This window comes from Pseudomonas sp. DF11, assembly GCF_058148565.1.
Window position 1 is genome coordinate 39,280 of sequence record NZ_JBYVYN010000004.1, and the last position, 23,854, is coordinate 63,133.

Here is a 23,854-nt window from a genome sequence, read left to right on the forward strand (position 1 = left end):
TGAATAAAAGATATTGTTAAGGAATAAAAAATATCGGTATTGTCCGCCTCACGCCAGCGATAGCACTTCACTGGCACTCCCACATTTGGCCGTCGTCCATGACGACAGTGATTTTCGATAAGGACACTGCATGAAAAAGGTTCTGTTATTCACCGCATTGGCGGCAGCCCTGACCTCGGGCCTGGCCCAGGCCGCGGAAAAACTGGTGGTGGCGGCTACTCCGGTGCCTCACGCCGAGATTCTCGAACTGATCAAGCCAGCCCTGGCCAAAGAAGGTGTTGACTTGGAGATCAAGGTTTTCACCGACTACGTCCAGCCCAACGTCCAGGTCGACCAGAAGCGCCTGGACGCCAACTACTTCCAGACCCTGCCGTACCTGAAAAACTTCAACGAAGGCAAAGGCACCAACCTGGTGACCGTGATCGGTGTTCACGTCGAACCGTTCGGCGGCTACTCGAAGAAGTACAAGAAGCTGGCTGATCTGCCAAACGGCGCGACCATCGCGCTGCCCAACGAAGGCAGCAACAGCGGCCGTGCGCTGATCCTGTTGCAGAAGGCTGGCCTGATCGAGTTGAAAGACCCGAAAAACGCTTTGGCGACCCCGAAAGATATCGCCAAGAACCCACACAACTTCAAGTTCAAGGAACTGGAATCGGCCATGCTGCCGCGTGTGCTGGACCAGGTCGACCTGGACCTGATCAACACCAACTATGCCTTGGAAGCGGGTCTTAACCCGGCCAAGGATGCCTTGGTGATCGAAGGTGCGGATTCGCCTTACGTCAACTTCCTGGTGGCTCGTCCGGACAACAAGGACAGCCCGGCCATCCAGAAACTGGCCAAGGCCCTGACCAGCCCGGAAGTGAAGGCGTTCATCGAGAAGAAATACAGCGGCGCGGTACTGCCGGCGTTCTGATTGGCGCGCTAAACCCTTTCACGGTTTCAAACGCCGACGGCTGATACAGCGTCGGCGTTTTTTTGTGCTCGAGATCCCGTGGGGGAAAGTTATTTATTTGAGACGAGTCGAACCTGCCCTGTGGCGAGGGGATTTATCCCCGCTGGGCTGCGCAGCAGACCCCTGGACTGGATGGGTTCGCTGGATCTGGCGCACTGCGCCTTCAGGCTTTGGGGCTGCTGCGCAACCCAGTGGGGATAAATCCCCTCGTCACATGAGTTGTCAGGCCACCCTGGTCTTCAACGCCCTGCGCAACGCCACCAACAACTTCAGTATTTCCTGCGGTTCCAGTCGCTGCGGCACTTTTACGTCAGCCATGTTTTCTTCCTTGTAATGGTTCGGGGATTTCGGACAAAAGTCCTCCCTGCGACGCAAAGAAAAATAGTCGTCTTTGCCCATCGCGGCAAATCGAGGGGATAGTTTTTTGCGTGATATCAATATGCTTTAACGGTATTTAAAATGCGCTTCTTATACCTTTAAAGTCAGTTCCTGCCGAGTAGCTATCCGCTGCCCATGGACCGCACCACCGCCGCTTACCGAGCGGCGTCCAGGATGTTCAATGAACTTCGATTACGCTTTTATCCTCAGCACCCTCCCGGCGTTTCTCAAGGCCGTGGGTGTGACACTGCAGGTCGGCCTTATCGCCATCGCCACATCGCTGCTGGTGGCGCTGCTCAACGCAACGATCCTGGTGTCGCGCACGCCTTACCTGCAACGCCTGGTGGGGTTGTATGTGGAACTGGCGCGCAATACGCCGCTGCTCATCCAGTTGTTCTTCGTCTACTTTGCCTTGCCGGCGCTGGGCCTCAAGGTCTCGGGGTTTGCGGCCGCGATCATTACCATGACGTTCCTGGGCGGTGCCTACCTCACGGAAGTGCTGCGTGCGGGTGTGGACGCGGTGCCCCAGGCGCAATTGGAGTCCGGTCGTTCCATCGGGCTGTCCCACGGGCAGTTGTTGCGCTACGTGATCCTGCCGCAGGCCGGAATCCTCAGCCTGCCGTCGCTGTTCGCCAACTTCATTTTCCTGCTGAAGGAAACCACCGTGGTCTCGGCCGTGGCGGTGCCGGAGATTCTCTACACCACCAAGAGCTACATCGCGCTCTATTACAAGACCTACGAAATGCTCGCCGTGCTGACGCTGATTTGCGTGCTGCTGTTTTTGCCGTTGTCGCTGCTGCTCAGCCGTCTGGAAAGGAGGCTCCAGCATGGCCAGTTCGGGTCTTGAATTGCTGTGGGTGTCGTTGCCGCAACTGGGCAAGGGCGCTGCGCAAACCCTGTCGATTTCCTTGCTGAGCATCGCCATCAGCACCGTTGGCGGCGTGCTTTACGGCGTGTTGCGTACGCTGGGGGTGAAGTGTCTGGACGTCGCCTTGCGGGTCTACCTGGAATTGTTCCGGGCGATCCCGGTGCTGGTCTGGTTGTACCTGCTGTTCTTCGGTCTACCGATCTTTTTCGGCCTGAGCCTTCCAGGTTTTTGGTGCGCAGTGCTGGTGCTGTCGTTGTGGGGCGCCAGTGAAGTCGGGGAAGTGGTGCGCGGAGCCTTGCATTCGTTGCCGCGCGGCCAGCGGGAGGCGGGTTTGTCGATTGGCCTGAACGGTCCGCAACTCTACGGCCATGTACTGCTGCCGCAAGCGCTCAAACGCATGACGCCGCCAACCATCAACGTCTACACACGCATCATCAAGACCAGTTCCCTGGCCGTGCTGATCGGCGTGGTGGATGTGATCAAGGTCGGCCAGCAGATCATCGAGCGCACCTATGAATCCGTGCTGATCTACGGCGCGCTGTTCCTGTTTTTCTTCTTCATCTGCTACCCGCTCTCGGCCGCCTCGCGCGTGCTGGAGCGGCGCTGGACGCAAGCATGAGCGCATTGATCGAGTTCAAGGGTTTCAACAAGTTTTTCGGTGAACAGCAGGTGCTGGACGGCATCGACCTGCAAGTGAAGGCCGGCGAAGTGATCGTCATCCTCGGCCCCAGCGGTTGCGGCAAAAGTACCTTGCTGCGTTGCCTCAATGGGCTGGAAGCGGCCCACAGCGGCAGCCTGACATTCGCTGGTCGCGAGTTGCTGGACAAAGGCACCGACTGGCGTGAAGTGCGGCAGCAGATCGGCATGGTGTTCCAGAGTTATCACTTGTTCCCGCATATGAGTGTGCTCGATAACCTGCTGCTCGGCCCGGTCAAAGTGCAAAAACGCGACCGCCGCGAAGCGCGCGACCAGGCCGAAGCCTTGCTGGCGCGGGTGGGCCTGCTGGACAAGCGCGATGCCTTTCCACGCCAGCTCTCTGGCGGCCAGCAGCAACGCATCGCCATCGTTCGCTCGCTGTGCATGAACCCCAAGGTCATGTTGTTCGATGAAGTCACCGCCGCCCTTGACCCGGAAATGGTCAAGGAAGTGCTGGAGGTTATCCAGGGCCTGGCCCGCGAAGGCATGACGCTGTTGATCGTCACCCACGAAATGGCTTTCGCCCGGGCCGTGGCTGACCGCATTGTGTTCATGGATGGCGGGCGAATCCTTGAACAAAACCCTCCCGAGATTTTCTTTACGAACCCGCAAACCGCACGAGCGCAGCAGTTCCTGGAGAAGTTCTCCTACGTCGCCGCACTACCCAAAACGACCCAAACAAAGGAACTGGAACTGTCATGAAAACTGCCAAGTCTTCTCTGCTGCTACTGCCGCTGCTCGGTCTCGCACTGCTGGCCGGCTGCAACAAAACCGAAGAACCGCCAAAGCCGAAAACCGCCAGCGAAAGCACCGCGCCGGCCAGCTACCTGGACAAGATCAAGGCGCGGGACAAGTTGATCGTTGGGGTTTTCACCGACAAGCCGCCGTTTGGCTTCGTCGATGAGGCTGGGCGGTATGTCGGCTTCGATACCGACATCGGCCGTCGATTCGCCAAGGACCTGCTCGGCGACGAAAACAAGGTCGAGTTCGTCGCGGTCGAGCCGGCGAGCCGGATTCCCTTCCTGCAAAGTGACAAGGTCGACCTGATCCTGGCCAACATGACCGTGACCCCGGAGCGCAAGGAAGCGGTGGAGTTCACCAACCCTAATCTGAAAGTCGCCGTGCAGGCGCTGGTGCCGCAAGCCAGCACCGTGAAAAACCTGGATGACCTGGCGACCCGTACCACCATCGTCACCACCGGCACCACGGCGGATATCTGGCTGACCAAGAATCACCCGGATTGGAAACTGCTCAAGTTCGAGAAGAACTCCGAGTCCCTGCAAGCCCTGGCCAACGGTCGTGGCGATGCCTATGCCCAGGACAATCTGGTGCTGTTCAGTTGGGCCAAGCAGAACCCCGGCTATCGCGTGCTGGCGCAGACATTGGGCGCTGAAGCGCCGATCGCGCCGGCGGTGAAGAAAGGCAATGTCGAGCTGCGTGATTGGGTCAACGCCGAGTTGGCGAAGCTGGGTGAAGAGAAATACCTGCTCAAACTGTACGACCAGTATGTGCGCAAGGAATTGAGCGATGACACCAAGCCTGAGAGCGTGATTGTCGAGGGTGGCAAGTGGCAGGGTTGATTTCCTGACAGTTGCAGCGCCTCAAGGACCGCATCGCGAGCAGGCTCGCTCCCACATTGGCCGGCGGGGGGCGGAAGATTTGCGGTCGAGCACCATTCCCCCTGTGGGAGCGGGCTTGCTCGCGAAAGCGGTTTATCTGGCGCTGATTAATCCGGCCAATGCCAAGCCGGCTCATCCAGTGCCCGCTGCCCGACGATTCCGGTCTGCCCAAGCTCCTTTTCCAGCACGATGCAATTGCAGTCCTCATCCTGCTCCAGCGCGGCGATCAGGCGCGTGGCATGGGACACCACCCAGACTTGGCAATTGGCCGAAGCGCGGATGATCAACCGCGCCAAGGCCGGCAACAGATCCGGGTGCAAGCTGGTTTCCGGTTCGTTGAGCACCATCAGCGAGGGTGGGCGCGGGGTGAGCAGGGCGGCCACCAGCAACAGATAGCGCAGGGTTCCGTCGGACAGTTCGGCGGCGGACAGCGGCCGCAGCAGACCATGCTGTTGGAACGCGATGGCGAAACGTCCGCCTTGCAGTTTCTCGATGTGCAGGTGGGCACCGGGGAACGCATCGCCAATGGCGGCATGCAAGGCCTCGACGTCACCGATTTCAAGGATGGTCTGTAGCGCGGCGGCCAGGTCGCGTCCGTCGTGATGCAGCACCGGCGTGCGAGTGCCCAGTTGCGGTTGGCGCACCGGCGCGTCGGCGTCGCTGCGGAAATGGTCGTAGAAGCGCCAGCGACGAATGAACTCGCGCATCTGCAGGACTTCCGGCGAAGTGCGCAGACTGCCGACCTGGTCGAACAGGCTGTCGAAGGTCGGCGTGTGCTGGGCCAGCACATCCCATGAACGGCCTTCGCGGGCACGGATCATCGGCCCGTTGCGATCCACCAGCAGGCTGGCCGGCCGAAACACCGGACCGGCCCAGATGCATTCGCGCTTGATTTCCGGGTCCAGTGAAAACGCGGAAAGACTGGGTTCCGGCAGGCCCAAGGCAATCGAATAGCTGAAGTCTTCACCGGCGAATCCCAGGCGCAAGCGCTTGGTGCCCTGGCGCACAACGGCCTGGATCGGCACCTCGCCGTTGCGCATGCGTCGGCTGATTTCTTCCGGCCCGGCCCAGAAGGTCGAGTCCAGTCCGCCTTCGCGGGCCAGGGCGTTGACCACTCCACCCTGGGCCGTCTCGGCCAACAGGCGCAGGGCGCGGTACAAATTGGACTTGCCGCTGCCGTTGGGGCCGGTGATCAGGTTCAGCCGGCCCAGGGGGATGACCAGTTTGTTGATGGATCGATAATTGGCCACCGCCAGGGTCTTGAGCATGCGCAGGCTCCTACAGGGAGGCGATCAGTGTGCCTGATCTGCGGCGACCATTGTATTCGTTGAACCCTGTTCTAAGCTCACAGTCGTATCGTCACTGGTACGTCTGTACAACGCAAAGGAGTCTGCATGGCTGGTCCCCGAATCAAACTGGTAGTAGGCCTGGGCCTTTGCGCGCTACTGGCCGGATGCGGTGATGAAAAGCCTGCGGAAAAAGCCCTGCCACGGGTCTTCGTGCAGCAAGCCGTGCCCTCCGAGTATGCGGCTTCGGTGACCCTGACCGGCGATGTCCAGGCTCGCGTGCAGACCGATCTGTCGTTTCGCGTGGGCGGCAAGATCATCGAGCGCAAGGTCGATGTCGGTGACCGGGTCTCGGCCCGGCAAGTACTGGCGCGGCTCGATCCCCGCGACTTGCAGACCAATGTCGACTCCGCCGAGGCCCAGGTGGCCGCCGAGCAGGCGCGGGTCAAGCAGAGTGCGGCGGCGTTCGTGCGCCAGCAGAAACTCCTGCCCAAGGGCTACACCAGCCAGAGCGAATATGACGCGGCCCAAGCCCAATTGCGCAGCAGCCAGAGTGCGCTGACCGCCGCCCAGGCCCAACTGGCCAACGCCCGCGAACAACTGAGCTACACCGCACTGATCGCCGAGGCGCCGGGCATCATCACCGCGCGCCAGGCTGAAGTCGGCCAGGTGGTGCAGGCCACGGAGCCGATCTTCAGCCTGGCCCGGGACGGCGAGCGCGACGCGGTGTTCAACATCTACGAATCGCTGTTGAGCGAACCGCCGTCGGACCCTGCCATCACCATCAGTTTGCTGGATAACCCCGCCATCAAGACCACTGGCACGGTACGCGAGATCACTCCGGCGGTGTCTGCCCAGACCGGCACCGTGCAGGTCAAGGTCACCCTCAATGATTTACCCGAAGGCATGCGCCTGGGGTCGGTGGTCAGCGCCACTGCCAAGTCCGCCGGCAAGACTGCCTTCGAACTGCCTTGGTCGGCCCTGACCAAGAACCTCAGCGACCCGGCCGTATGGCTGGTGGACGGTGAAGGCAAGGCGCAGTTGCACACGGTGACGGTCGGCCGCTACCTGACCGGCAAGGTCATCATCAGCGACGGCCTCAAGGGCGGTGAGAAAATCGTCACCGCCGGCGGGCAATTGCTGCACCCCGGCGTACGCGTCGAGATCGCCGAAAACACCCATGAAAAATCCACGTCGGGAGCCCAGCCATGAAGCGTTTGTGGATGGTCTCGGTCGTTCTCTTGCTGGCCGCCTGTTCCAAGGAAGAAGCACCGCCCGAACCGGTGCGTCCGGTGTTGTCCGTCGAGGTTCAGGCCCTCGACCAGCAGGCGCTGGGGCGGTTTGCCGGCAATATCCAGGCACGTTACGAGAGCAACGTGGGTTTCCGTGTGCCGGGACGGATCGCCAGCCGCAATGTCGATGTCGGCGCCGAAGTGAAGAAGGGCGACCTGCTCGCCACTCTCGACCCCACCGACCAGCAGAACCAGTTGCGCGCCGCCCAGGGCGACCTGGCGCGGATCGAGGCGCAGTACATCAATGCCCAGGCCAATGCCCGTCGCCAGCAGCAATTGTTTGACCGTGGCGTCGGCGCCCAGGCGCAGTTGGACATCGCCCAGACCGACTTGAAAACCACTGGCGCGTCCCTCGAACAGGCCCGCGCCGCGGTGGAGCAGGCCCGCGACCAGCTCAACTACAGCGAGCTGCGCACTGACCACGACGCGGTCGTCACGGCCTGGAATGCCGAAGCCGGGCAGGTGGTCACCGCCGGCCAGCAAGTGGTGACCCTGGCCCGCCCAGACATCAAGGAAGCGGTGATCGACCTGCCAGCCGGGTTGGCCGAACGCCTGCCCGAGGACGTGGTGTTCGAGGTCGCCGCGCAATTGGACCCGAGCATTCATACCACCGCCACTGTGCGGGAGATCGAACCCCAGGCCCAGAGCGCCACCCGCACCCGTCGCGCGCGCCTGACGCTGGCCGATACACCGCCCGGCTTTCGCCTGGGCACGGCGATCAGCGTGACCCTGAGCTCGACCATCGAGCCGCGCATCGAGCTGCCGCTCAGCGCGCTGCAAGAAATCGATGGCAAGGCCCGCATCTGGCTGGTCGACCCGCAGAGCCAGACAGTCTCGCCCCGTGACGTGCGGATTCTCGAACGTTTGGCCGACTCGGTGCTGGTGGCCAACGGCATCAAGGCTGGCGACCGCGTGGTCAGCGCCGGTGTGAACAGTCTCCAGCCGGGGCAGAAAGTGAAACTCGACGAGGACGCACGATGAAAGGGCCTTTCAACCTGTCCGAATGGGCCCTGCGGCATCAGTCGTTCGTCTGGTACCTGATGTTCGTTGCGCTGTTGATGGGCGTGTTTTCGTACATGAACCTGGGGCGCGAAGAAGACCCGTCGTTCACCATCAAGACCATGGTCATCCAGACCCGTTGGCCCGGCGCGACCCAGGAGGAAACCCTCAAGCAGGTCACTGACCGCATCGAGAAGAAGCTCGAAGAACTCGACTCCCTCGACTACGTCAAGAGCTACACCCGTCCGGGAGAATCGACGGTGTTCGTGTACCTGCGCGATACCACCGGGGCCAAGGAAATCCCCGAGATCTGGTACCAGGTACGCAAGAAGATCAACGATATTCGCGGCGACTTTCCAGAGGGTTTGCAAGGGCCTGGCTTCAACGACGAATTCGGTGACGTGTACGGTTCGGTGTACGCCTTCACCGGCGACGGCCTGTCGATGCGTCAGTTGCGCGACTACGTGGAACAGGTGCGCGCCGAGATCCGTGACGTACCCGGCCTGGGCAAGGTCGAGATGGTGGGCGAACAGGACGAAGTGCTGTACCTGAACTTCTCCACGCGCAAACTCGCGGCCCTGGGCATCGATCAACGCCAGGTGGTGCAGAGCCTGCAATCGCAGAACGCGGTGACACCTGCCGGGGTCATCGACGCCGGGCCCGAGCGGATTTCCGTGCGCACGTCCGGGCAATTCCAGTCGGAAAAGGACCTGGCCAACGTCAACCTGCGGCTCAATGATCGCTTCTATCGACTGGCCGACATCGCCGACATCCGTCGCGGCTACGTCGACCCCGCCACACCGATGTTCCGTTTCAATGGCACGCCGGCCATCGGCCTGGCTATCGCGATGAAGAAGGGCGGCAACATCCAGGATTTCGGCAAGGCGTTGCATGCGCGCATGAGCGAGCTGACCGCTGACCTGCCGGTGGGCGTAGGCGTGCATACCGTGTCGGACCAGGCCGAAGTGGTGGAGGAGGCGGTCGGTGGCTTTACCAGCGCCTTGTTCGAGGCGGTGATCATCGTCCTGCTCGTCAGCTTCGTCAGTCTCGGCATACGGGCCGGGCTGGTGGTGGCCTGTTCGATTCCGCTGGTGCTGGCGATGGTCTTCCTGTTCATGGAATACAGCGGCATCACCATGCAGCGGATCTCCCTCGGCGCCTTGATCATCGCCCTTGGCCTGCTGGTGGACGATGCGATGATCACCGTGGAGATGATGGTCACGCGCCTGGAAAAAGGCGACAGCAAGGACCAGGCCGCGACGTTCGCCTATACCTCGACCGCGTTCCCGATGCTCACCGGGACCCTGGTGACCGTGGCCGGTTTCGTGCCCATTGGCCTGAACGCCAGTTCCGCCGGTGAGTACACCTTTACCCTGTTCGCGGTGATCGCCGTGGCGATGCTGGTGTCGTGGATCGTCGCGGTACTGTTCGCCCCGGTGATTGGCGTGCACATCCTCAGCACTAACGTGAAACCCCACAGCGCCGAGCCGGGTCGGATCGGCCGGGCGTTCAACGGTGGCCTGCTGTGGGCGATGCGCAATCGCTGGTGGGCCATTGGCATCACCGTGCTGCTGTTCGTGCTGGCGGTGTTTTGCATGCGGTTTGTGCAGAACCAGTTCTTCCCGTCCTCGGACCGGCCGGAAATCCTGGTGGACCTCAACCTGCCGCAAAACGCCTCGATGGATGAGACCCGCAAGGTCGTCGATCGCCTGGAGGCGAGCCTCAAGGGCGATCCGGACATCGAGCGCTGGAGCACTTACATCGGCGAAGGCGCCATTCGTTTCTACCTGCCGCTGGACCAGCAACTGCAGAACCCGTACTACGCGCAATTGGTGATCGTCAGCAAAGGCCTGGAGTCGCGCACCGCCCTCACCGAGCGTCTGCAAAAGCGCCTGCGTGAAGACTTCGTCGGCGTCGGCAGCTACGTGCAGGCCCTGGAAATGGGCCCGCCGGTGGGAAGGCCGATCCAGTACCGGGTCAGTGGCAAGGACATCGACCAAGTGCGCAAGCATGCGATCGAGCTGGCTACCGAACTGGACAAGAACTCGCACATCGGCGAAATCATTTACGACTGGAACGAGCCGGGCAAGGTGCTGCGCATCGACATCGCCCAGGACAAGGCGCGGCAACTGGGCTTGTCTTCCGATGACGTGGCCAGGCTGATGAACAGCATCGTCAGCGGGTCTCCAGTGACCCAGGTCGATGACGATATCTACTTGATCAATGTGGTGGGCCGGGCCGAAGACGCCGAGCGCGGCTCACCGGAAACCCTGCAAAACCTGCAAATCGTCACCCCGAGCGGCACCTCGATCCCGCTGCTGGCGTTCGCCACGGTGGGCTATGAACTGGAGCAGCCGCTGGTATGGCGTCGCGACCGCAAGCCGACCATCACTATCAAGGCGGCGGTGCGCGATGAAATCCAGCCCACCGACCTGGTCAAGCAACTGCAACCAGCCATCGACAAGTTCGCCGCCGGCCTGCCGGTGGGCTACAAGGTCGCCACCGGCGGCACGGTGGAAGAGAGCAGCAAGGCCCAGGGGCCGATCGCCAGTGTCGTGCCACTGATGCTGTTCTTGATGGCGACCTTCCTGATGATCCAGCTGCACAGCGTGCAGAAACTGTTCCTGGTGGCCAGCGTCGCACCCCTCGGCTTGATCGGCGTGGTGCTGGCGCTGGTGCCGACGGGCACGCCCATGGGCTTCGTGGCGATCCTGGGGATCCTCGCGTTGATCGGCATCATCATCCGTAACTCGGTGATCCTGGTGACTCAGATCGACGAGTATGAGCGTGACGGCTACGAGCCCTGGGATGCGGTGGTGGAGGCCACCGAACATCGGCGCCGGCCGATTCTGCTGACGGCGGCCGCGGCGAGCCTGGGGATGATCCCGATTGCCCGGGAAGTGTTCTGGGGGCCGATGGCCTACGCGATGATTGGCGGGATCATCATCGCCACCCTGCTGACGTTGCTGTTCCTGCCGGCACTGTATGTGGCCTGGTACAAGATTCGCGAGCCCAAGCGCGATTGAGCCATGCGCAGATTTTGTGGGGAGAGGAGTTAACCTGTGGCGAGGGGATTTATCCCCGTTGGGCTGCGCAGCAGCCCCTCAGAGGACAACCCAATCAACCTGAAACACCGGGTTGGCGGCTTTTTTGAGGCTGCTGCGCAGCCCAGCGGGGATAAATCCCCTCGCCACAAAGTGTGATGGGTTTGCGCCGAAAATCAGCGCGAGAGCGCTTTCACTTGCGCAACAACCGCAACCCATTGAACACCACCAGCAAACTCACCCCCATGTCGGCAAACACCGCCATCCACATGGTGGCGAAGCCGGCGAAGGTCACCCCGAGGAAGATCGCCTTGATGACCAACGCCAAGGCAATGTTCTGTTTCAGGATGCTTGAAGTCTGCCGCGACAGGCGAATGAAGGCTGGGATCTTGCGCAGATCATCGTCCATCAAGGCTACATCGGCGGTCTCGATGGCCGTGTCGGTGCCGGCTGCCGCCATGGCGAAGCCGATTTCCGCGCGGGCCAGGGCCGGAGCGTCGTTGATGCCGTCGCCGACCATGCCGACGCGGTGACCCAGGGTGTACAAGTCTTCGATGGCTTGCAGCTTGTCCTCCGGCAACAGATCGCCCCGGGCCTGATCCATGCCCACCTGGGCGGCGATCGCTTCGGCGGTGTGGGCGTTATCGCCGGTGAGCATCAGGGTCTTGATGCCCAGGTCATGCAGCTCCCGAATGGCTTCGCGGCTGGAGTCCTTCACGGTGTCGGCCACGGCAAACAGCGCCAAGGGGCCCGTCGCGTCGAGCAGCAGCACCACGGACTTGCCTTGTTTTTCCAGGGCGAAGAGTTTCTCTTCCAGTTCGGGGGAGCACAGGCCGAGGTCTTCCACGAGGCGGTGGTTGCCCAAGTGATAGGTCTGGCCGCCAATGTCGCCGCGCACGCCACGCCCGCCGAGCGCCTCGAAGTTATCCACAACCTGCGGGGCCAATTGCTTATCCACAGCTGCGTTGGCGATTGCCCGGGACACTGGATGGTCGGAACGGGCGGCGAGGCTGGCGGCCAGGGCCGGAGCGGTGCTTTCCACAGTGGGGTCCAGCGCCACATAGTCGGTTTGCACCGGCTTGCCGTGGGTGAGCGTGCCGGTCTTGTCCAGGGCCAGGTAGTCGAGCTTGTAACCGCCCTCCAGGTACACGCCGCCCTTGACCAGGATGCCTTTGCGCGCTGCGGCGGCGAGGCCGCTGACGATGGTCACGGGAGTAGAGATCACCAGTGCGCAAGGGCAGGCCACCACCAGCAGCACCAGCGCTCGGTAGATCCAGTCGAACCATGCCGCGCCCATGAACAGCGGTGGGATGACGGCCACGGCCAAGGCCAGGATGAACACCGCCGGGGTGTAGATTTTCGAGAACTGATCGACGAAGCGCTGGGTCGGCGCACGGGAGCCCTGGGCCTGTTCCACGGCGTGGATGATCCGCGCCAGGGTGGAGTGATCGGCCGCCGCGGTCACGGTGTACTCCAGTTCGCCGGCCTGGTTGATGGTGCCGGCGAATACTTTGTCGCCGACGGTTTTTTCCACCGGCAGGCTTTCGCCGGTGATCGGTGCCTGGTCGATGGTGGAGCGGCCGGCGACCACGTCACCGTCCAGGCCCACGCGTTCGCCGGGGCGCACTCGCACGCGCGCGCCGAGGGCGATGGCCTTGACCGCCTGCACCTGCCAACTGCCATCGGCCTGTTGCACGGTGGCTTGCTCCGGGGCCATTTGCATCAGGCCGCCGATAGCATTGCGCGCCCGATCCAGGGATTTGGCTTCGATCAGTTCGGCCACGGTGAACAGGAACATCACCATTGCCGCTTCCGGCCATTGGCCGATCAACACCGCACCGGTCACGGCGATGCTCATCAGGGCGTTGATGTTCAGGTTGCGGTTCTTCAGGGCGATCCAGCCCTTCTTGTACGTACCCAGGCCACCGCTGAGGATCGACACCAATGCCACCAGCGCCACCACCCAGTTTGGCGCGGCGCTGGTGAAATGGATCACCTCGGCGCCCAGGGCGGTGATGCCGGACAGCGCCAGCGGCCACCAGGGCTTGGCTGGGGCGGGCAGGTCATTGGGGTCTGATTTCTGGCCCGGGGTCAGTGGGTCGGCCTGCATCCCCAGGGATTCGATGGCCTTGATGATCGGCGCGTCGCTGGGCAAATCGTGGGTTACGCCCAGCACGCGGTTGATCAGGTTGAATTCCAGTTGCTGCACGCCTTCGAGCTTGCCGAGCTTGTTCTGGATCAGCGTCTGTTCGGTGGGGCAGTCCATGGCTTCGATGCGAAAACTGCTCAGCCGCGCACCGTCCGTCGGCGTCTTGCCGAGGTTGACCACCGCCGGTGCCGCTTTCGACGCGCAGCAGGAATGTCCGTGGTCATGGCCGTGGGCGGGTTTGTGGATGTGGAGGGAATCGCTCATCGGGTTACGTCCGTGAAAAGTGCCTGTTGCACAGTAAAGACCCTGTAGCCACTATAGGGTCAAGCACCTATTTGGGAGGCCGCACCATGAAGATCGGAGAACTGGCGAAAATCACCGACTGCCAGGTCGAAACCATCCGCTATTACGAACGCGAGGGCCTGCTGCCGGAACCGGCCCGCAGCGATGGCAATTACCGCGTCTATACCCAGGCCCATGCCGAGCGCCTGACGTTCATCCGCAACTGCCGCACCCTGGACATGACCCTGGAAGAAATCCGCAGCCTCCTGGCCCTGCGCGACAGCCCCCAGGACCAGTGCGAAAACGTCAATGCGCTGATCGACGAACACATCCAGCACGTGAAGGCCCGCATCGATGGCCTGCTGGCCTTGCAGACACAACTGATCGACCTGCGTCATCGCTGTGGCGAAGGGCCGGACCTGGATCAATGCGGGATCTTGCAGCGCCTGGAAGTGAGCGGGGCGGTGGCGCCGGAGGTGGAGCATTCACATGTGGGCAGGAGTCATGGGCATTGAGCCGATCTTGGAGCTCATGCCGATTCAATGTGGGAGCGAGCCTGCTCGCGATAGCGGTGGGTCAGTCACATAAGCATTGAATGTGAGGACGCTATCGCGAGCAGGCTCGCTCCCACAAGGGGAGAGGTGGTGTGGCTTAGACCGCCATCGGCGCAGTCATCGGCGCGTGGTGCTGGTAGCCTTCGAGGGAGAAGTCGCTCGGCTCCACGAGTTCCAGCCATTCAGGCTGGTACACACCGGTCTTGGCGAACTCCGGTACACGCTCGGAAATCACCAGTTTCGGCATCGGGAACGGCTCGCGCTTGAGCTGTTCGTTGAGCATGTCCAGGTGGTTTTCGTAGACGTGGGCATCGCCGATGAAATAGGTGAACCAGCGCGGCGTGTAGCCGGTCAGGCGGCCGATCAGGCTCAGCAGCGCGGCGCCTTCGGTGAGGTTGAACGGCGTGCCCAGGCCCAGGTCGTTGGAGCGGATGTAGAGGGTCAGGGAAATTTCCCTGGTCTCGACATTCGGGTGGAACTGGTAGAGCAGATGGCACGGCGGCAGGGCCATTTCATCGAGCTGGGCGCAGTTCCAGCCGTGGAACAGGATACGGCGGCTGCCCGGGTCCTTGATGATGGTGTCGACGCACTGGCGAACCTGGTCGATGGCCTTGTACAGCACCACGTAGGCCTGGCCGTCTTCTTCGCCTTCGGCGATCTGCCGGTAACCCTGGGCCAGAGTCTGCTCGATGGCCGCCGGGTTGCTCAAAGGGATCTGTTTGTAGGCCGGCCATTTGCGCCACTGTACGCCGTAGATCTCGCCCAGGTCGTCTTCGCCCTGGCGGAACGGGTTGGCCAGCCACTGGGCATTTTCATTGGCGTTCTGGTCCCAGACCTTGCAGCCCAAGGCGCGGAATTCGGCGGCGTTGTTGACCCCACGGAGAAAACCGCACATCTCGCCGATGGCCGATTTGAAAGCCATTTTGCGGGTGGTGATGGCCGGGAAACCATCCTTCAGGTCATAGCGCAGCATGGCGCCGGGAAAGCTGATGGTGTTCACGCCGGTGCGGTTGGCTTGCTTGGTGCCGTTCTTGATGACGTGGGCCACCAGATCGAGATATTGCTTCATGGGTTACCTGTGTCCTTGAACCCGGGGCCAGCGCCCCGGGGTTCGAATTTTAAACCTTGGCCGCAGCTGGCGCGCGATGATAGGCCAGCCAGATCAGCGCCAGGCCGCCGACGATCATCGGCAGGCACAACACCTGGCCCATGGTCAGCCAGTTCCACGCCAGGTAGCCGAGCTGGGCGTCCGGTACGCGGACGAACTCGACGATGAAGCGGAAGATCCCGTAGAACAGCGCGAACATGCCCGATACCGCCATGGTTGGCCGCGGCTTGCGCGAGAACAGCCAGAGGATCAGGAACAATGCCACGCCTTCGAGGGCGAACTGGTACAACTGCGACGGGTGGCGCGGCAACTGTGCCGGATCGCTGAACGGCGGGAAAATCATCGCCCACGGCACGTCGGTCGGCTTGCCCCACAACTCGGCGTTGATGAAGTTGCCGATGCGCCCGGCACCCAGGCCGATCGGCACCATCGGCGCGACGAAGTCCATCAGCTCGAAAAACGACTTGTTGTTGCGCTTGCCGAACCACAACGCTGCCAGCATCACGCCGATGAACCCGCCGTGGAACGACATGCCACCCTTCCAGACCTCGAAGATCAGCGTCGGGTTGGCCAGGTAGGCGCTCAGGTCGTAGAACAGCACGTAGCCCAGGCGCCCGCCGACGATCACGCCCATGGACAGCCAGAACACCAGGTCGGAGAGCTTTTCCTTGTTCCAGGTCGGGTCGAAACGGTTGAGCCGGCGCGACGCCAGCAGCCAGGCGCCGCCGATGCCGACCAGGTACATCAGGCCGTACCAGTGGATTTTCAGCGGGCCGATGGCCAGGGCCACCGGATCGATCTGCGGGTAAGGCAGCATTGATATTCCTCGTAAACGTCAAAAATACCCGGGCGACGCTGCCACCTCGGGATTAAGCCAGGATTGCGTCAGAACAGGAAACTCAAGCCGACGCAGAACAGCAAAGCGGCGAACAGCCGTTTGAGCAAGCGCGGCGACAGGCGATGGGCCAGCCGCGCACCGAAACGGGCGAAGACCATGCTCGTCAGGGCGATGCCCAGCAACGCCGGCAAATACACAAAACCGAGACTATGGGCCGGCAACAACGGATCGTGCCAGCCCAGAATCATGAAACTTAACGCACTGACCAGGGCAATCGGCAGTCCGCAGGCCGATGACGTCGCGACCGCTTGCTGCATCGGCACGCTGCGCCAGGTCAGGAACGGCACGGTCAGCGAACCGCCGCCGATGCCGAAGATCGCCGAGGCCCAGCCGATCACCGTGCCGGCCAAGGTCAGGCCGCCCTTGCCCGGCACAGTACGGCTGGCCTTGGGCTTGAGGTCCAGGGCCAATTGCGCGGCGACGATCAGAGCGAACACGCCGATGATCTTCTGCAGGTGCGGGCCGGAAATCGCTTCGGCGGTGATCGCGCCAAAACCGGCACCGATCAGGATGCCGACGGTCATCCAGGCGAACACTGGCCAGCGCACCGCGCCCTTGCGCTGATGCTCGCGCACGGCATTGACCGAGGTGAAGATGATCGACGCCAGCGATGTGCCGACGGCCAGGTGCGTCAATACCTGCGGGTCGAAGCCCTGCAGGGTGAAACTGAACACCAGCACCGGGACGATGATGATCCCGCCGCCCACGCCGAACAGCCCGGCCAGCACGCCGGCACAGGCGCCGAGCAGCAGATAGAGCACAAATTCCACCAGCGTCTCCCCACCATCCCCGAAATAAGAGCGGCATGGTAACGGATCCAGTGCCTTGGGCTCTACTGAAGGCGATGGATGTGGCGGCGATGTCTGGGTAGAGTGACTTATAGCTGAGTTGCGCTGAACCTCTGTGGTGAGGGGATTTAGCGAAACGTCGCACCGCCCCGTTGGGCTGCGCAGCGGCCCTAAAACCTGGCAACTTGGTGTACCAGATTGATTGAGTTGAAAGTTTTGGGGCTACTTCGTAGCCCAGCGGGGATAAATCCCCTCGCCACGAAAGCAGAGTTCAGCAAAGCAGAGTTCAGCTTTATTCTTTCAACCGACTGGCATCGCTAACGGGATTACCTGATGTGCCTGATCGTATTTGCCTGGCGCCCCGGCCACGCCCAGCCACTGATCGTGGCGGCCAACCGCGACGAGTTCTACGCCCGGCCGACCTTGCCCCTGGCCCAGTGGCCTGACGCGCCCCAGGTCCATGCCGGTCGCGACCTGGAGGCCGGCGGCACCTGGCTCGGCGTTGGCGCCGAGGGTCGTTTTGCCGCCCTGACCAACATCCGTGACCCAGGCCAATTACCGGCATTCAAGTCGCGTGGTGAGCTGGTGGCGCGGTTCCTGACCGGAAACCTCTCGATTACCGAGTACTTGAGCGAAGTCGTGCCCCGCGCCAGCGAGTATGGCGGGTTCAACCTGCTGCTCGGCGACGGCTCCGAGCTGTGGCACCACAACGCCCGCGATGTCCGGCCACAGCGACTGGCCGAAGGCGTCTATGGCTTGTCGAACGCCGGGCTGAACACGCCATGGCCCAAGCTGCTCAAGGCCCGGGCGGCGCTGGCCGAGGTGCTCGACGATCCGCAGCCCCAGGCCCTATTGGCGCTGCTGAACGACCCGCAACCCGCCCCGGTGGCTGAACTGCCGGATACGGGCGTGGGGTTGGCGACCGAGATGCTGTTGTCGAGCGTGTTCATTGCCAGCCCGGCTTATGGGACGCGGGCGAGCACAGCGTTGATTGTCCATGCCGATGGGACGCGGCATATGGTCGAGCGCAGTTTCGGGCCGCATGGGGGGCACTTGGGGGAGGTCGAGGTCAGGGTCTAGCTTTGTGGTGTCAGGTCTGGCCCTATCGCGAGCAGGCTCGCTCCCACAGTGGATCTGCGGTGAACACATATTGTGTGAACAACCGAGATCTCCTGTGGGAGCGAGCCTGCTCGCGATAGGGGCGCTACAGGTTCAGAGCGTTTTGTTCGAAGCCGGATTGATCATCCGCGCCAACCCAAGGTTCTTCAGTGCCAGTTGCAAGGAGCTGTGGATCACCTGCGGGTTGTCGATGGTCATCACCTCGGCCAGCAACTCCTGGGCCTTGCTGAGGTTGATCTGGCGCAGCATCCACTTCACTTTCGGCAGGTTGGTGGCGTTCATCGACAGGCTGTCGAAACCCATCGCCATCAACAGCACCGCCGCTGCCGGGTCGCCGGCCATTTCGCCGCAGATGCTCACCGGCTTGCCTTCGGCATGGGCGTCACGCACCACGTTCTGCAAGGCTTGCAGCACCGCCGGGTGCAGGTAGTCGTACAGGTCGGCCACCCGTGGGTTGTTGCGGTCCACGGCCAACAGGTACTGGGTCAGGTCGTTGGAGCCCACCGACAGGAAGTCCACCTGCCGCGCCAGTTCCTTGGTCTGGTACACCGCCGCCGGAATCTCGATCATCACGCCCACCGGCGGCATCGGCACGTCGGTGCCTTCGTCGCGCACTTCGCCCCAGGCCCGGTGGATCAGGTGCAGGGCTTCTTCCAGTTCATGGGTGCCGGAGATCATCGGCAACAGGATGCGCAGGTTGTTCAGGCCTTCGCTGGCCTTGAGCATGGCACGGGCCTGGACCAGGAAGATTTCCGGGTGGTCGAGCGTCACGCGAATGCCGCGCCAGCCGAGGAACGGGTTGTCTTCCTTGATCGGGAAGTAGGACAGGGACTTGTCGCCGCCGATGTCCAGGCTGCGCATGGTCACCGGTTGCGGGTGGAACGCAGCCAGTTGTTCGCGATAGATCGCCAGCTGTTCCTTTTCACTCGGGAAGCGCTGGTTGATCATGAATGGCACTTCGGTGCGGTACAGGCCTACACCCTCGGCGCCACGTTTCTGCGCCCGGGCCACGTCGGCCAGCAGGCCGGTGTTGACCCACAGTGGCATGCGGTGGCCGTCGAGGGTCACGCACGGCAGGTCCCGCAGCGCGTCCAGGCCCAGGGACAGTTGTTTCTCTTCCTCCACCACATCGGCAAACTGCTTGCGCAGTACTTCGCTGGGGTTGGTGTAGACCTCGCCGTGGTAGCCATCGACGATCATCTGGATGCCGTCGACCTTGGAGTACGGCAGGTCCACCAGGCCCATCACCGTCGGGATGCCCATGGCTCGGGCCAGGATCGCTACGTGGGAGTTACCGGAGCCCAGTACCGAGACCAGTCCCGCCAATTTGCCTTCGGGCACTTCGCCGAGCATGGCCGGGGTCAGCTCTTCGCTGACCAGGATGGTGTTGTCGGGATAGACCAGGGTCTGCTGGCGCTCCTGCTGCAAATAGGCCAGCAACCGGCGGCCCAGGTCCTTGACGTCGGAGGCGCGCTCGCGCAGGTAGGCGTCGTCCATCAGTTCGAAACGGTTGACGTGGTCGGTCACCACCTGGCGCAGCGCGCCCTGGGCCCATTGGCCGGTCTTGATGACCGTGGTCACTTCGCTGCCCAGGGAGGCGTCGTCGAGCATCATCAGGTAGACGTCGAACAGCGCGCGCTCTTCAGGGCGCAGCTGCGTCGCCAGCTTGGCCGACAGGGCGCGCATGTCGGCGCGCACACCTTCGATGGCGGTCTTGAACAGCCCCAGTTCGGCATCGATATCGGTGATGGTCTTGTCCGGCACCACGTCGAGGTCGGCGGGTGGCAACATCACCACCGCCGTACCCACCGCCGCGCCCGGTGAGCCCGGTACGCCGACGAACTTGGCTTCCTGGATGCCCTTGCCCTGGCGACCCAGGCCGCTGATCGAGCCGGTAGCCTCGGCGTGGGCGATAACCCCGGCCAGTTGCGCGCTCATGGTCACGAGGAAGGCTTCTTCCCCCTCGTCGAACTGGCGGCGCTCTTTTTGCTGGATGACCAACACGCCGACAACGCGACGGTGGTGGATGATCGGCGCGCCGAGGAACGAGGCGTAGCGTTCTTCCCCGGTTTCGGCGAAGTAACGGTAGCGCGGGTGATCCGCGGCGTTTTCGAGGTTCAGGGGTTCTTCGCGCGTGCCGACCAGGCCGACCAGACCTTCATTGGGCGCCATGCTGACCTTGCCGATCGAGCGCTTGTTCAAGCCCTCGGTGGCCATCAGCACGAAACGGTTGGTCTCGGGGTCCAGCAGGTAGACCGAGCAGACCTGGCTGCCCATGGCCTCTTTGACGCGCAATACAATAATCCCCAACGCCGCCTTGAGATCCTTGGCGGAGTTAACTTCCTGGACGATCTTGCGCAGCGTATTGAGCATGGCTCGGGGTCGAACTCCGTCGTCAGTCGCGCGTCAGCAGGCGCGGGGCAAGCTCTTTGAGAGCGCGTCGATACACTTCGCGCTTGAATGTCACCACCTGGCCCAACGGATACCAATAGCTGACCCAGCGCCAGCCATCGAACTCCGGTTTACCGGTCAAATCCATCCGCACCCGCTGCTCGTTGGAGATCAGGCGCAGGAGAAACCATTTCTGCTTCTGGCCGATACACAGCGGTTGGCTGTGCGTGCGGACCAGGCGTTGCGGCAAACGATAGCGCAACCAGCCTCGGGTGCAGGCGAGTATTTCGACATCTTCTCGCTCAAGCCCCACTTCTTCGTTCAACTCGCGGTACAAGGCCTCTTCCGGCGTCTCCTGGGGGTTGATCCCGCCCTGGGGAAACTGCCAGGCGTCTTGATTGATACGGCGAGCCCATAGCACCTGCCCTGCATCATTCGTAAGAATGATCCCCACATTGGGGCGGAAACCATCGGGGTCGATCACGGCAACAACCTCGCAAACGCATGTCGCCGCATTGTTCCACAAAGGTTGTGAAAGCAGCAACGAGCCCGCCTAGCTTATGTGCACTCTTGTGAAAAGTACGTATTCTGGACGCCTTTCTTCAGATTTTTCAGCGAGTAACTGCAATGCGGCTGGCTTTATTCGACTTGGACAACACATTGCTGGGCGGCGACAGCGATCACGCGTGGGGCGATTACCTGTGCGAGCGCGGTTTCCTGGATGCTGTCACTTACAAGGCACGCAACGACGAGTTCTACCAGGATTACCTGGCCGGCAAGCTCGACAACGCCGAGTACCTGAACTTTTGCCTGGAAATCCTCGGTCGGACCGAAATGGATGTGCTGGCCCAGTGGCACCTGGACTACATGCGCGACTGCATCGAGCCAATCGTGTTGCCCCAGGCCATCGAATTGCTGGAAAAGCATCGCGACGCTGGCGACAAGCTGGTGATCATCACCGCCACCAACCGCTTTGTCACCGGGCCGATCGCCGAACGCCTGGGGGTGGAAACCCTGATCGCCACCGAGTGCGAGATGATCGACGGGCGCTATAGCGGGCGCAGCACCGACATCCCGTGTTTTCGCGAGGGCAAGGTGACCCGGTTGAACCGTTGGCTGGAAGAGACCGGGCATTCGCTCGACGGCAGCTATTTCTACAGTGATTCGATGAACGACTTGCCGTTGCTGGAGGTGGTGACGTATCCGGTGGCGGTGGATCCGGATCCGAATCTGCGGGCCGAGGCCGAAAGACGTGGTTGGCCGGTGATTTCGTTGCGCGGTTGATATAGCTATCGCGAGCAGGCTCGCTCCCACAGGGATTTTGTGAACAACGCAAATCCAGTGTGGGAGCGAGCCTGCTCGCGATAGGGCCGGCGCGGTCTAACGCCTTAAACCGGCTTAGCCCCCATCAGCCCCGCAATGGCGATAAAGCAGACAACGCTGAACAGCGCCAAGGCAAACGTAAACTTCCCAGCGCCCGCCGTCGGCAGCTTGCGCAACTTGTTCAGCCGCACCACAAGCCAGAACCCCGCCAGCGCCGCCAAGGTGTAGAGCACGCTGGAAGCCAACAGCCAGGTCTGTCCCAGCGGCCAGCCGACCTGATGCACCATCCACCAGCCCGTGAATGGAAGGCTCGCCAGTGCAAGGATCATCACCAACCAGATGAACAGCCGCGGGCGTTGCAGGGTACGTGCCGCCGCCGTGGCATCGCCGTTGCGGCGCGTGCGCCAGACCCAGATGGCCAGCCCCAGGGCGCCCGCCAACAGCAATACAGTGGCGACGACGTGAGCGATCTTCAGCGTGGTCAGTGTTTCCATTGTTCGATTTCCTTAAGTCCTGCTCACAGCCTAGCCCGGCTTTATCAACCCAGGAACAACTGATAGGCCGGGTTATCGCTTTCATCCCAGTACGGGTAGCCGATTTCTTCCAGGGCGGCTGGCACCAGATGGCGCTCATCGTGGGGCACTTGCAACCCGGCGACCACACGGCCATCCGCCGCACCATGGTTGCGGTAGTGGAACATCGAGATATTCCAGCGCCCGCCCAGCTTGTTGAGGAAGTTGAACAGCGCGCCCGGGCGTTCCGGGAATTCGAAGCGCAACACCACTTCGTCAATGACGTGTGCCGCGTGCCCGCCCACCATGTGGCGGATGTGCAGCTTGGCCAGTTCGTTGTCGGTCAGGTCCAGCACCGGGAAGCCTTGCGCGGTCAGGCTGGCGATCAGCGCGCTGCGTGGATCGTTTTCCGGATGCGTTTGTACGCCAACGAAAATGTGCGCTTCACTGCCGGTGTTATAGCGGTAGTTGAATTCGGTGATCTGGCGTTTGCCGACGGCTTCGCAGAACGCCTTGAAGCTGCCTGGCTTCTCAGGGATGGTCACGGCGATGATCGCTTCGCGGCCCTCGCCCAGTTCGGCGCGTTCGGCAACGTGGCGCAAGCGGTCGAAGTTGACGTTGGCGCCGGAGTCGATGGCCACCAGGGTCTGGCCGCTGACACCCCGTGATTCGACGTATTTCTTGATCCCGGCCACGCCCAAGGCGCCGGCAGGTTCGGTGATCGAGCGGGTATCGTCGTAGATATCCTTGATCGCTGCGCAGATCTCGTCGGTGCTGACGGTGATCACTTCGTCCACGTAGTGTTTGCAGATGTCGAAGGTGTGCTGGCCGATCTGTGCCACGGCGACGCCATCGGCGAACAGTCCCACGGTCGGCAGGACCACGCGCTCACCAGCGGCCATGGCCGCTTGCAGGCAATTGGAATCGTCCGGCTCGACGCCGATGATCTTGATCTCCGGGCGCAGGTACTTCACGTAGGCCGCGATCCCGGCGATCAGCCCGCCGCCGCCCACCGGGACGAAAATCGCATCCAGGCGCCCCGGGTGCTGGCGCAGGATTTCCATCGCCACCGTGCCCTGCCCGGCAATGGTGTGGGGGTCGTCATAGGGGTGGATGTAGACGTAGCCCTTTTCGTCGACCAGTTTCAGCGAATAGGCCAGGGCTTCGGGGAACGAATCGCCATGCAGCACTACTTTGCCGCCCCGCGAGCGCACGCCTTCGACCTTGATTTCCGGGGTGGTCTTGGGCATCACGATGGTGGCCTTGACGCCCAGCACCTTGGCCGCCAGGGCCAGGCCCTGGGCGTGGTTGCCCGCCGAAGCCGTGACCACGCCGCGGGCGCGTTCTTCGTCGCTGAGCTGGGTCAGCTTGTTGTAGGCCCCGCGAATCTTGAACGAGAACACCGGCTGCAAGTCTTCACGCTTGAGCAAAATGCTGTTGCCCAGCCGCTCGGAGAGCTGGCGAGCGGTCTGCAACGGGGTTTCTACGGCAACGTCATAAACGCGCGAGGTGAGGATCTTTTTGACGTACTGTTCAAGCATCGGAAAGCATCACTGAGCGAGTTGGGCAGGGCCAAGGAGTCTAACCCGGCTTTTG

Annotated in this window: 20 protein-coding genes; 11 read left to right on the forward strand and 9 right to left on the reverse strand. The window is 62.2% G+C overall.

What is annotated here, in order from left to right; all coding sequences use genetic code 11:
- Nucleotides 1-130 precede the first annotated feature (130 nt).
- The 5 genes from AC30D9_RS13700 (at nt 131) to AC30D9_RS13720 (ending at nt 4,474) form a co-directional block, all read left to right on the forward strand.
- On the forward strand, nt 131-913 hold the full coding sequence (locus AC30D9_RS13700; RefSeq protein WP_109751877.1) for a MetQ/NlpA family ABC transporter substrate-binding protein: 783 nt from the start codon (nt 131-133) through the stop codon (nt 911-913).
- Between the two features lie 598 nt (nt 914-1,511).
- On the forward strand, nt 1,512-2,177 hold the full coding sequence (locus AC30D9_RS13705; protein WP_307573305.1) for an amino acid ABC transporter permease: 666 nt from the start codon (nt 1,512-1,514) through the stop codon (nt 2,175-2,177).
- A complete protein-coding gene (locus tag AC30D9_RS13710; RefSeq protein ID WP_307573308.1) occupies nt 2,158-2,817 on the forward strand; it encodes an amino acid ABC transporter permease in 660 nt (219 codons plus the stop codon). Before AC30D9_RS13705 ends, AC30D9_RS13710 begins: the two co-directional genes overlap by 20 nt.
- Nucleotides 2,814-3,596 (forward strand): amino acid ABC transporter ATP-binding protein, encoded by a 783-nt coding sequence (locus AC30D9_RS13715; protein ID WP_307573310.1) that lies wholly within the window; start codon nt 2,814-2,816, stop codon nt 3,594-3,596. Before AC30D9_RS13710 ends, AC30D9_RS13715 begins: the two co-directional genes overlap by 4 nt.
- Entirely contained in the window at nt 3,593-4,474 is an 882-nt protein-coding gene (locus AC30D9_RS13720; RefSeq protein ID WP_490144216.1) for a transporter substrate-binding domain-containing protein, read from the forward strand. Before AC30D9_RS13715 ends, AC30D9_RS13720 begins: the two co-directional genes overlap by 4 nt.
- A 146-nt stretch (nt 4,475-4,620) precedes the next feature.
- On the opposite strand, the gene AC30D9_RS13725 is transcribed toward AC30D9_RS13720, so the two are convergent.
- On the reverse strand, nt 4,621-5,781 hold the full coding sequence (locus AC30D9_RS13725) for an AAA family ATPase (RefSeq protein WP_307573314.1): 1,161 nt from the start codon (nt 5,779-5,781) through the stop codon (nt 4,621-4,623).
- A gap of 126 nt (nt 5,782-5,907) precedes the next feature.
- Between AC30D9_RS13725 and AC30D9_RS13730 the strand changes: the two genes are divergently transcribed.
- Genes AC30D9_RS13730 through AC30D9_RS13740 form a run of 3 tightly spaced genes read left to right on the forward strand, consistent with a single transcriptional unit; the run spans nt 5,908 to nt 11,116 of the window.
- Nucleotides 5,908-7,011 (forward strand): efflux RND transporter periplasmic adaptor subunit, encoded by a 1,104-nt coding sequence (locus AC30D9_RS13730; protein ID WP_307573316.1) that lies wholly within the window; start codon nt 5,908-5,910, stop codon nt 7,009-7,011.
- Nucleotides 7,008-8,072: an efflux RND transporter periplasmic adaptor subunit gene (locus tag AC30D9_RS13735; protein ID WP_134922377.1), complete on the forward strand. Its 1,065-nt coding sequence runs from the start codon at nt 7,008-7,010 to the stop codon at nt 8,070-8,072. The genes AC30D9_RS13730 and AC30D9_RS13735 overlap by 4 nt, the downstream gene beginning before the upstream one ends.
- Nucleotides 8,069-11,116 (forward strand): efflux RND transporter permease subunit, encoded by a 3,048-nt coding sequence (locus AC30D9_RS13740; protein ID WP_134922378.1) that lies wholly within the window; start codon nt 8,069-8,071, stop codon nt 11,114-11,116. Before AC30D9_RS13735 ends, AC30D9_RS13740 begins: the two co-directional genes overlap by 4 nt.
- Before the next feature lie 211 nt (nt 11,117-11,327).
- Here AC30D9_RS13740 and AC30D9_RS13745 read toward each other — a convergent pair whose 3' ends face one another.
- Nucleotides 11,328-13,547 carry a heavy metal translocating P-type ATPase gene (locus tag AC30D9_RS13745; protein ID WP_490144217.1) on the reverse strand — a complete coding sequence of 740 codons (2,220 nt, stop codon included), beginning with the start codon at nt 13,545-13,547 and terminating at the stop codon, nt 11,328-11,330.
- Nucleotides 13,548-13,633: 86 nt separating this feature from the next.
- Here AC30D9_RS13745 and cadR point away from each other — a divergent pair, with 86 nt between their 5' ends.
- Nucleotides 13,634-14,080: a Cd(II)/Pb(II)-responsive transcriptional regulator gene (gene cadR / locus AC30D9_RS13750; RefSeq protein ID WP_134922380.1), complete on the forward strand. Its 447-nt coding sequence runs from the start codon at nt 13,634-13,636 to the stop codon at nt 14,078-14,080.
- 136 nt (nt 14,081-14,216) lie between these two features.
- Here cadR and AC30D9_RS13755 read toward each other — a convergent pair whose 3' ends face one another.
- The 3 genes from AC30D9_RS13755 to AC30D9_RS13765 all read right to left on the reverse strand — a co-directional run bounded on the left by AC30D9_RS13755 (nt 14,217) and on the right by AC30D9_RS13765 (nt 16,895).
- Nucleotides 14,217-15,188, reverse strand: a complete 972-nt coding sequence (locus AC30D9_RS13755) for a thymidylate synthase (protein WP_490144218.1) — start codon at nt 15,186-15,188, stop codon at nt 14,217-14,219.
- A gap of 49 nt (nt 15,189-15,237) precedes the next feature.
- The gene (gene lgt / locus AC30D9_RS13760; RefSeq protein ID WP_490144219.1) at nt 15,238-16,044 is read right to left on the reverse strand and encodes a prolipoprotein diacylglyceryl transferase; all 807 of its coding nucleotides are present in this window, start codon (nt 16,042-16,044) and stop codon (nt 15,238-15,240) included.
- 68 nt (nt 16,045-16,112) lie between these two features.
- Entirely contained in the window at nt 16,113-16,895 is a 783-nt protein-coding gene (locus tag AC30D9_RS13765; RefSeq protein WP_134922383.1) for a sulfite exporter TauE/SafE family protein, read from the reverse strand.
- A gap of 351 nt (nt 16,896-17,246) precedes the next feature.
- Between AC30D9_RS13765 and AC30D9_RS13770 the strand changes: the two genes are divergently transcribed.
- Nucleotides 17,247-17,993 (forward strand): NRDE family protein, encoded by a 747-nt coding sequence (locus AC30D9_RS13770; RefSeq protein ID WP_490144220.1) that lies wholly within the window; start codon nt 17,247-17,249, stop codon nt 17,991-17,993.
- Nucleotides 17,994-18,125: 132 nt separating this feature from the next.
- Here AC30D9_RS13770 and ptsP read toward each other — a convergent pair whose 3' ends face one another.
- Both ptsP and AC30D9_RS13780 read right to left on the reverse strand, forming a co-directional pair.
- Nucleotides 18,126-20,405 (reverse strand): phosphoenolpyruvate--protein phosphotransferase, encoded by a 2,280-nt coding sequence (ptsP, locus tag AC30D9_RS13775; RefSeq protein WP_058546640.1) that lies wholly within the window; start codon nt 20,403-20,405, stop codon nt 18,126-18,128.
- Between the two features lie 22 nt (nt 20,406-20,427).
- Nucleotides 20,428-20,907: an RNA pyrophosphohydrolase gene (locus AC30D9_RS13780; RefSeq protein ID WP_003186867.1), complete on the reverse strand. Its 480-nt coding sequence runs from the start codon at nt 20,905-20,907 to the stop codon at nt 20,428-20,430.
- 143 nt (nt 20,908-21,050) lie between these two features.
- Here AC30D9_RS13780 and AC30D9_RS13785 point away from each other — a divergent pair, with 143 nt between their 5' ends.
- Nucleotides 21,051-21,707 (forward strand): histidinol-phosphatase, encoded by a 657-nt coding sequence (locus AC30D9_RS13785; protein ID WP_490144221.1) that lies wholly within the window; start codon nt 21,051-21,053, stop codon nt 21,705-21,707.
- Between the two features lie 104 nt (nt 21,708-21,811).
- On the opposite strand, the gene AC30D9_RS13790 is transcribed toward AC30D9_RS13785, so the two are convergent.
- On the reverse strand, nt 21,812-22,240 hold the full coding sequence (locus AC30D9_RS13790) for a DUF2269 family protein (protein WP_307573337.1): 429 nt from the start codon (nt 22,238-22,240) through the stop codon (nt 21,812-21,814).
- Nucleotides 22,241-22,284: 44 nt separating this feature from the next.
- Nucleotides 22,285-23,799, reverse strand: a complete 1,515-nt coding sequence (ilvA, locus tag AC30D9_RS13795) for a threonine ammonia-lyase, biosynthetic (RefSeq protein ID WP_307573338.1) — start codon at nt 23,797-23,799, stop codon at nt 22,285-22,287.
- Nucleotides 23,800-23,854 lie beyond the last annotated feature (55 nt).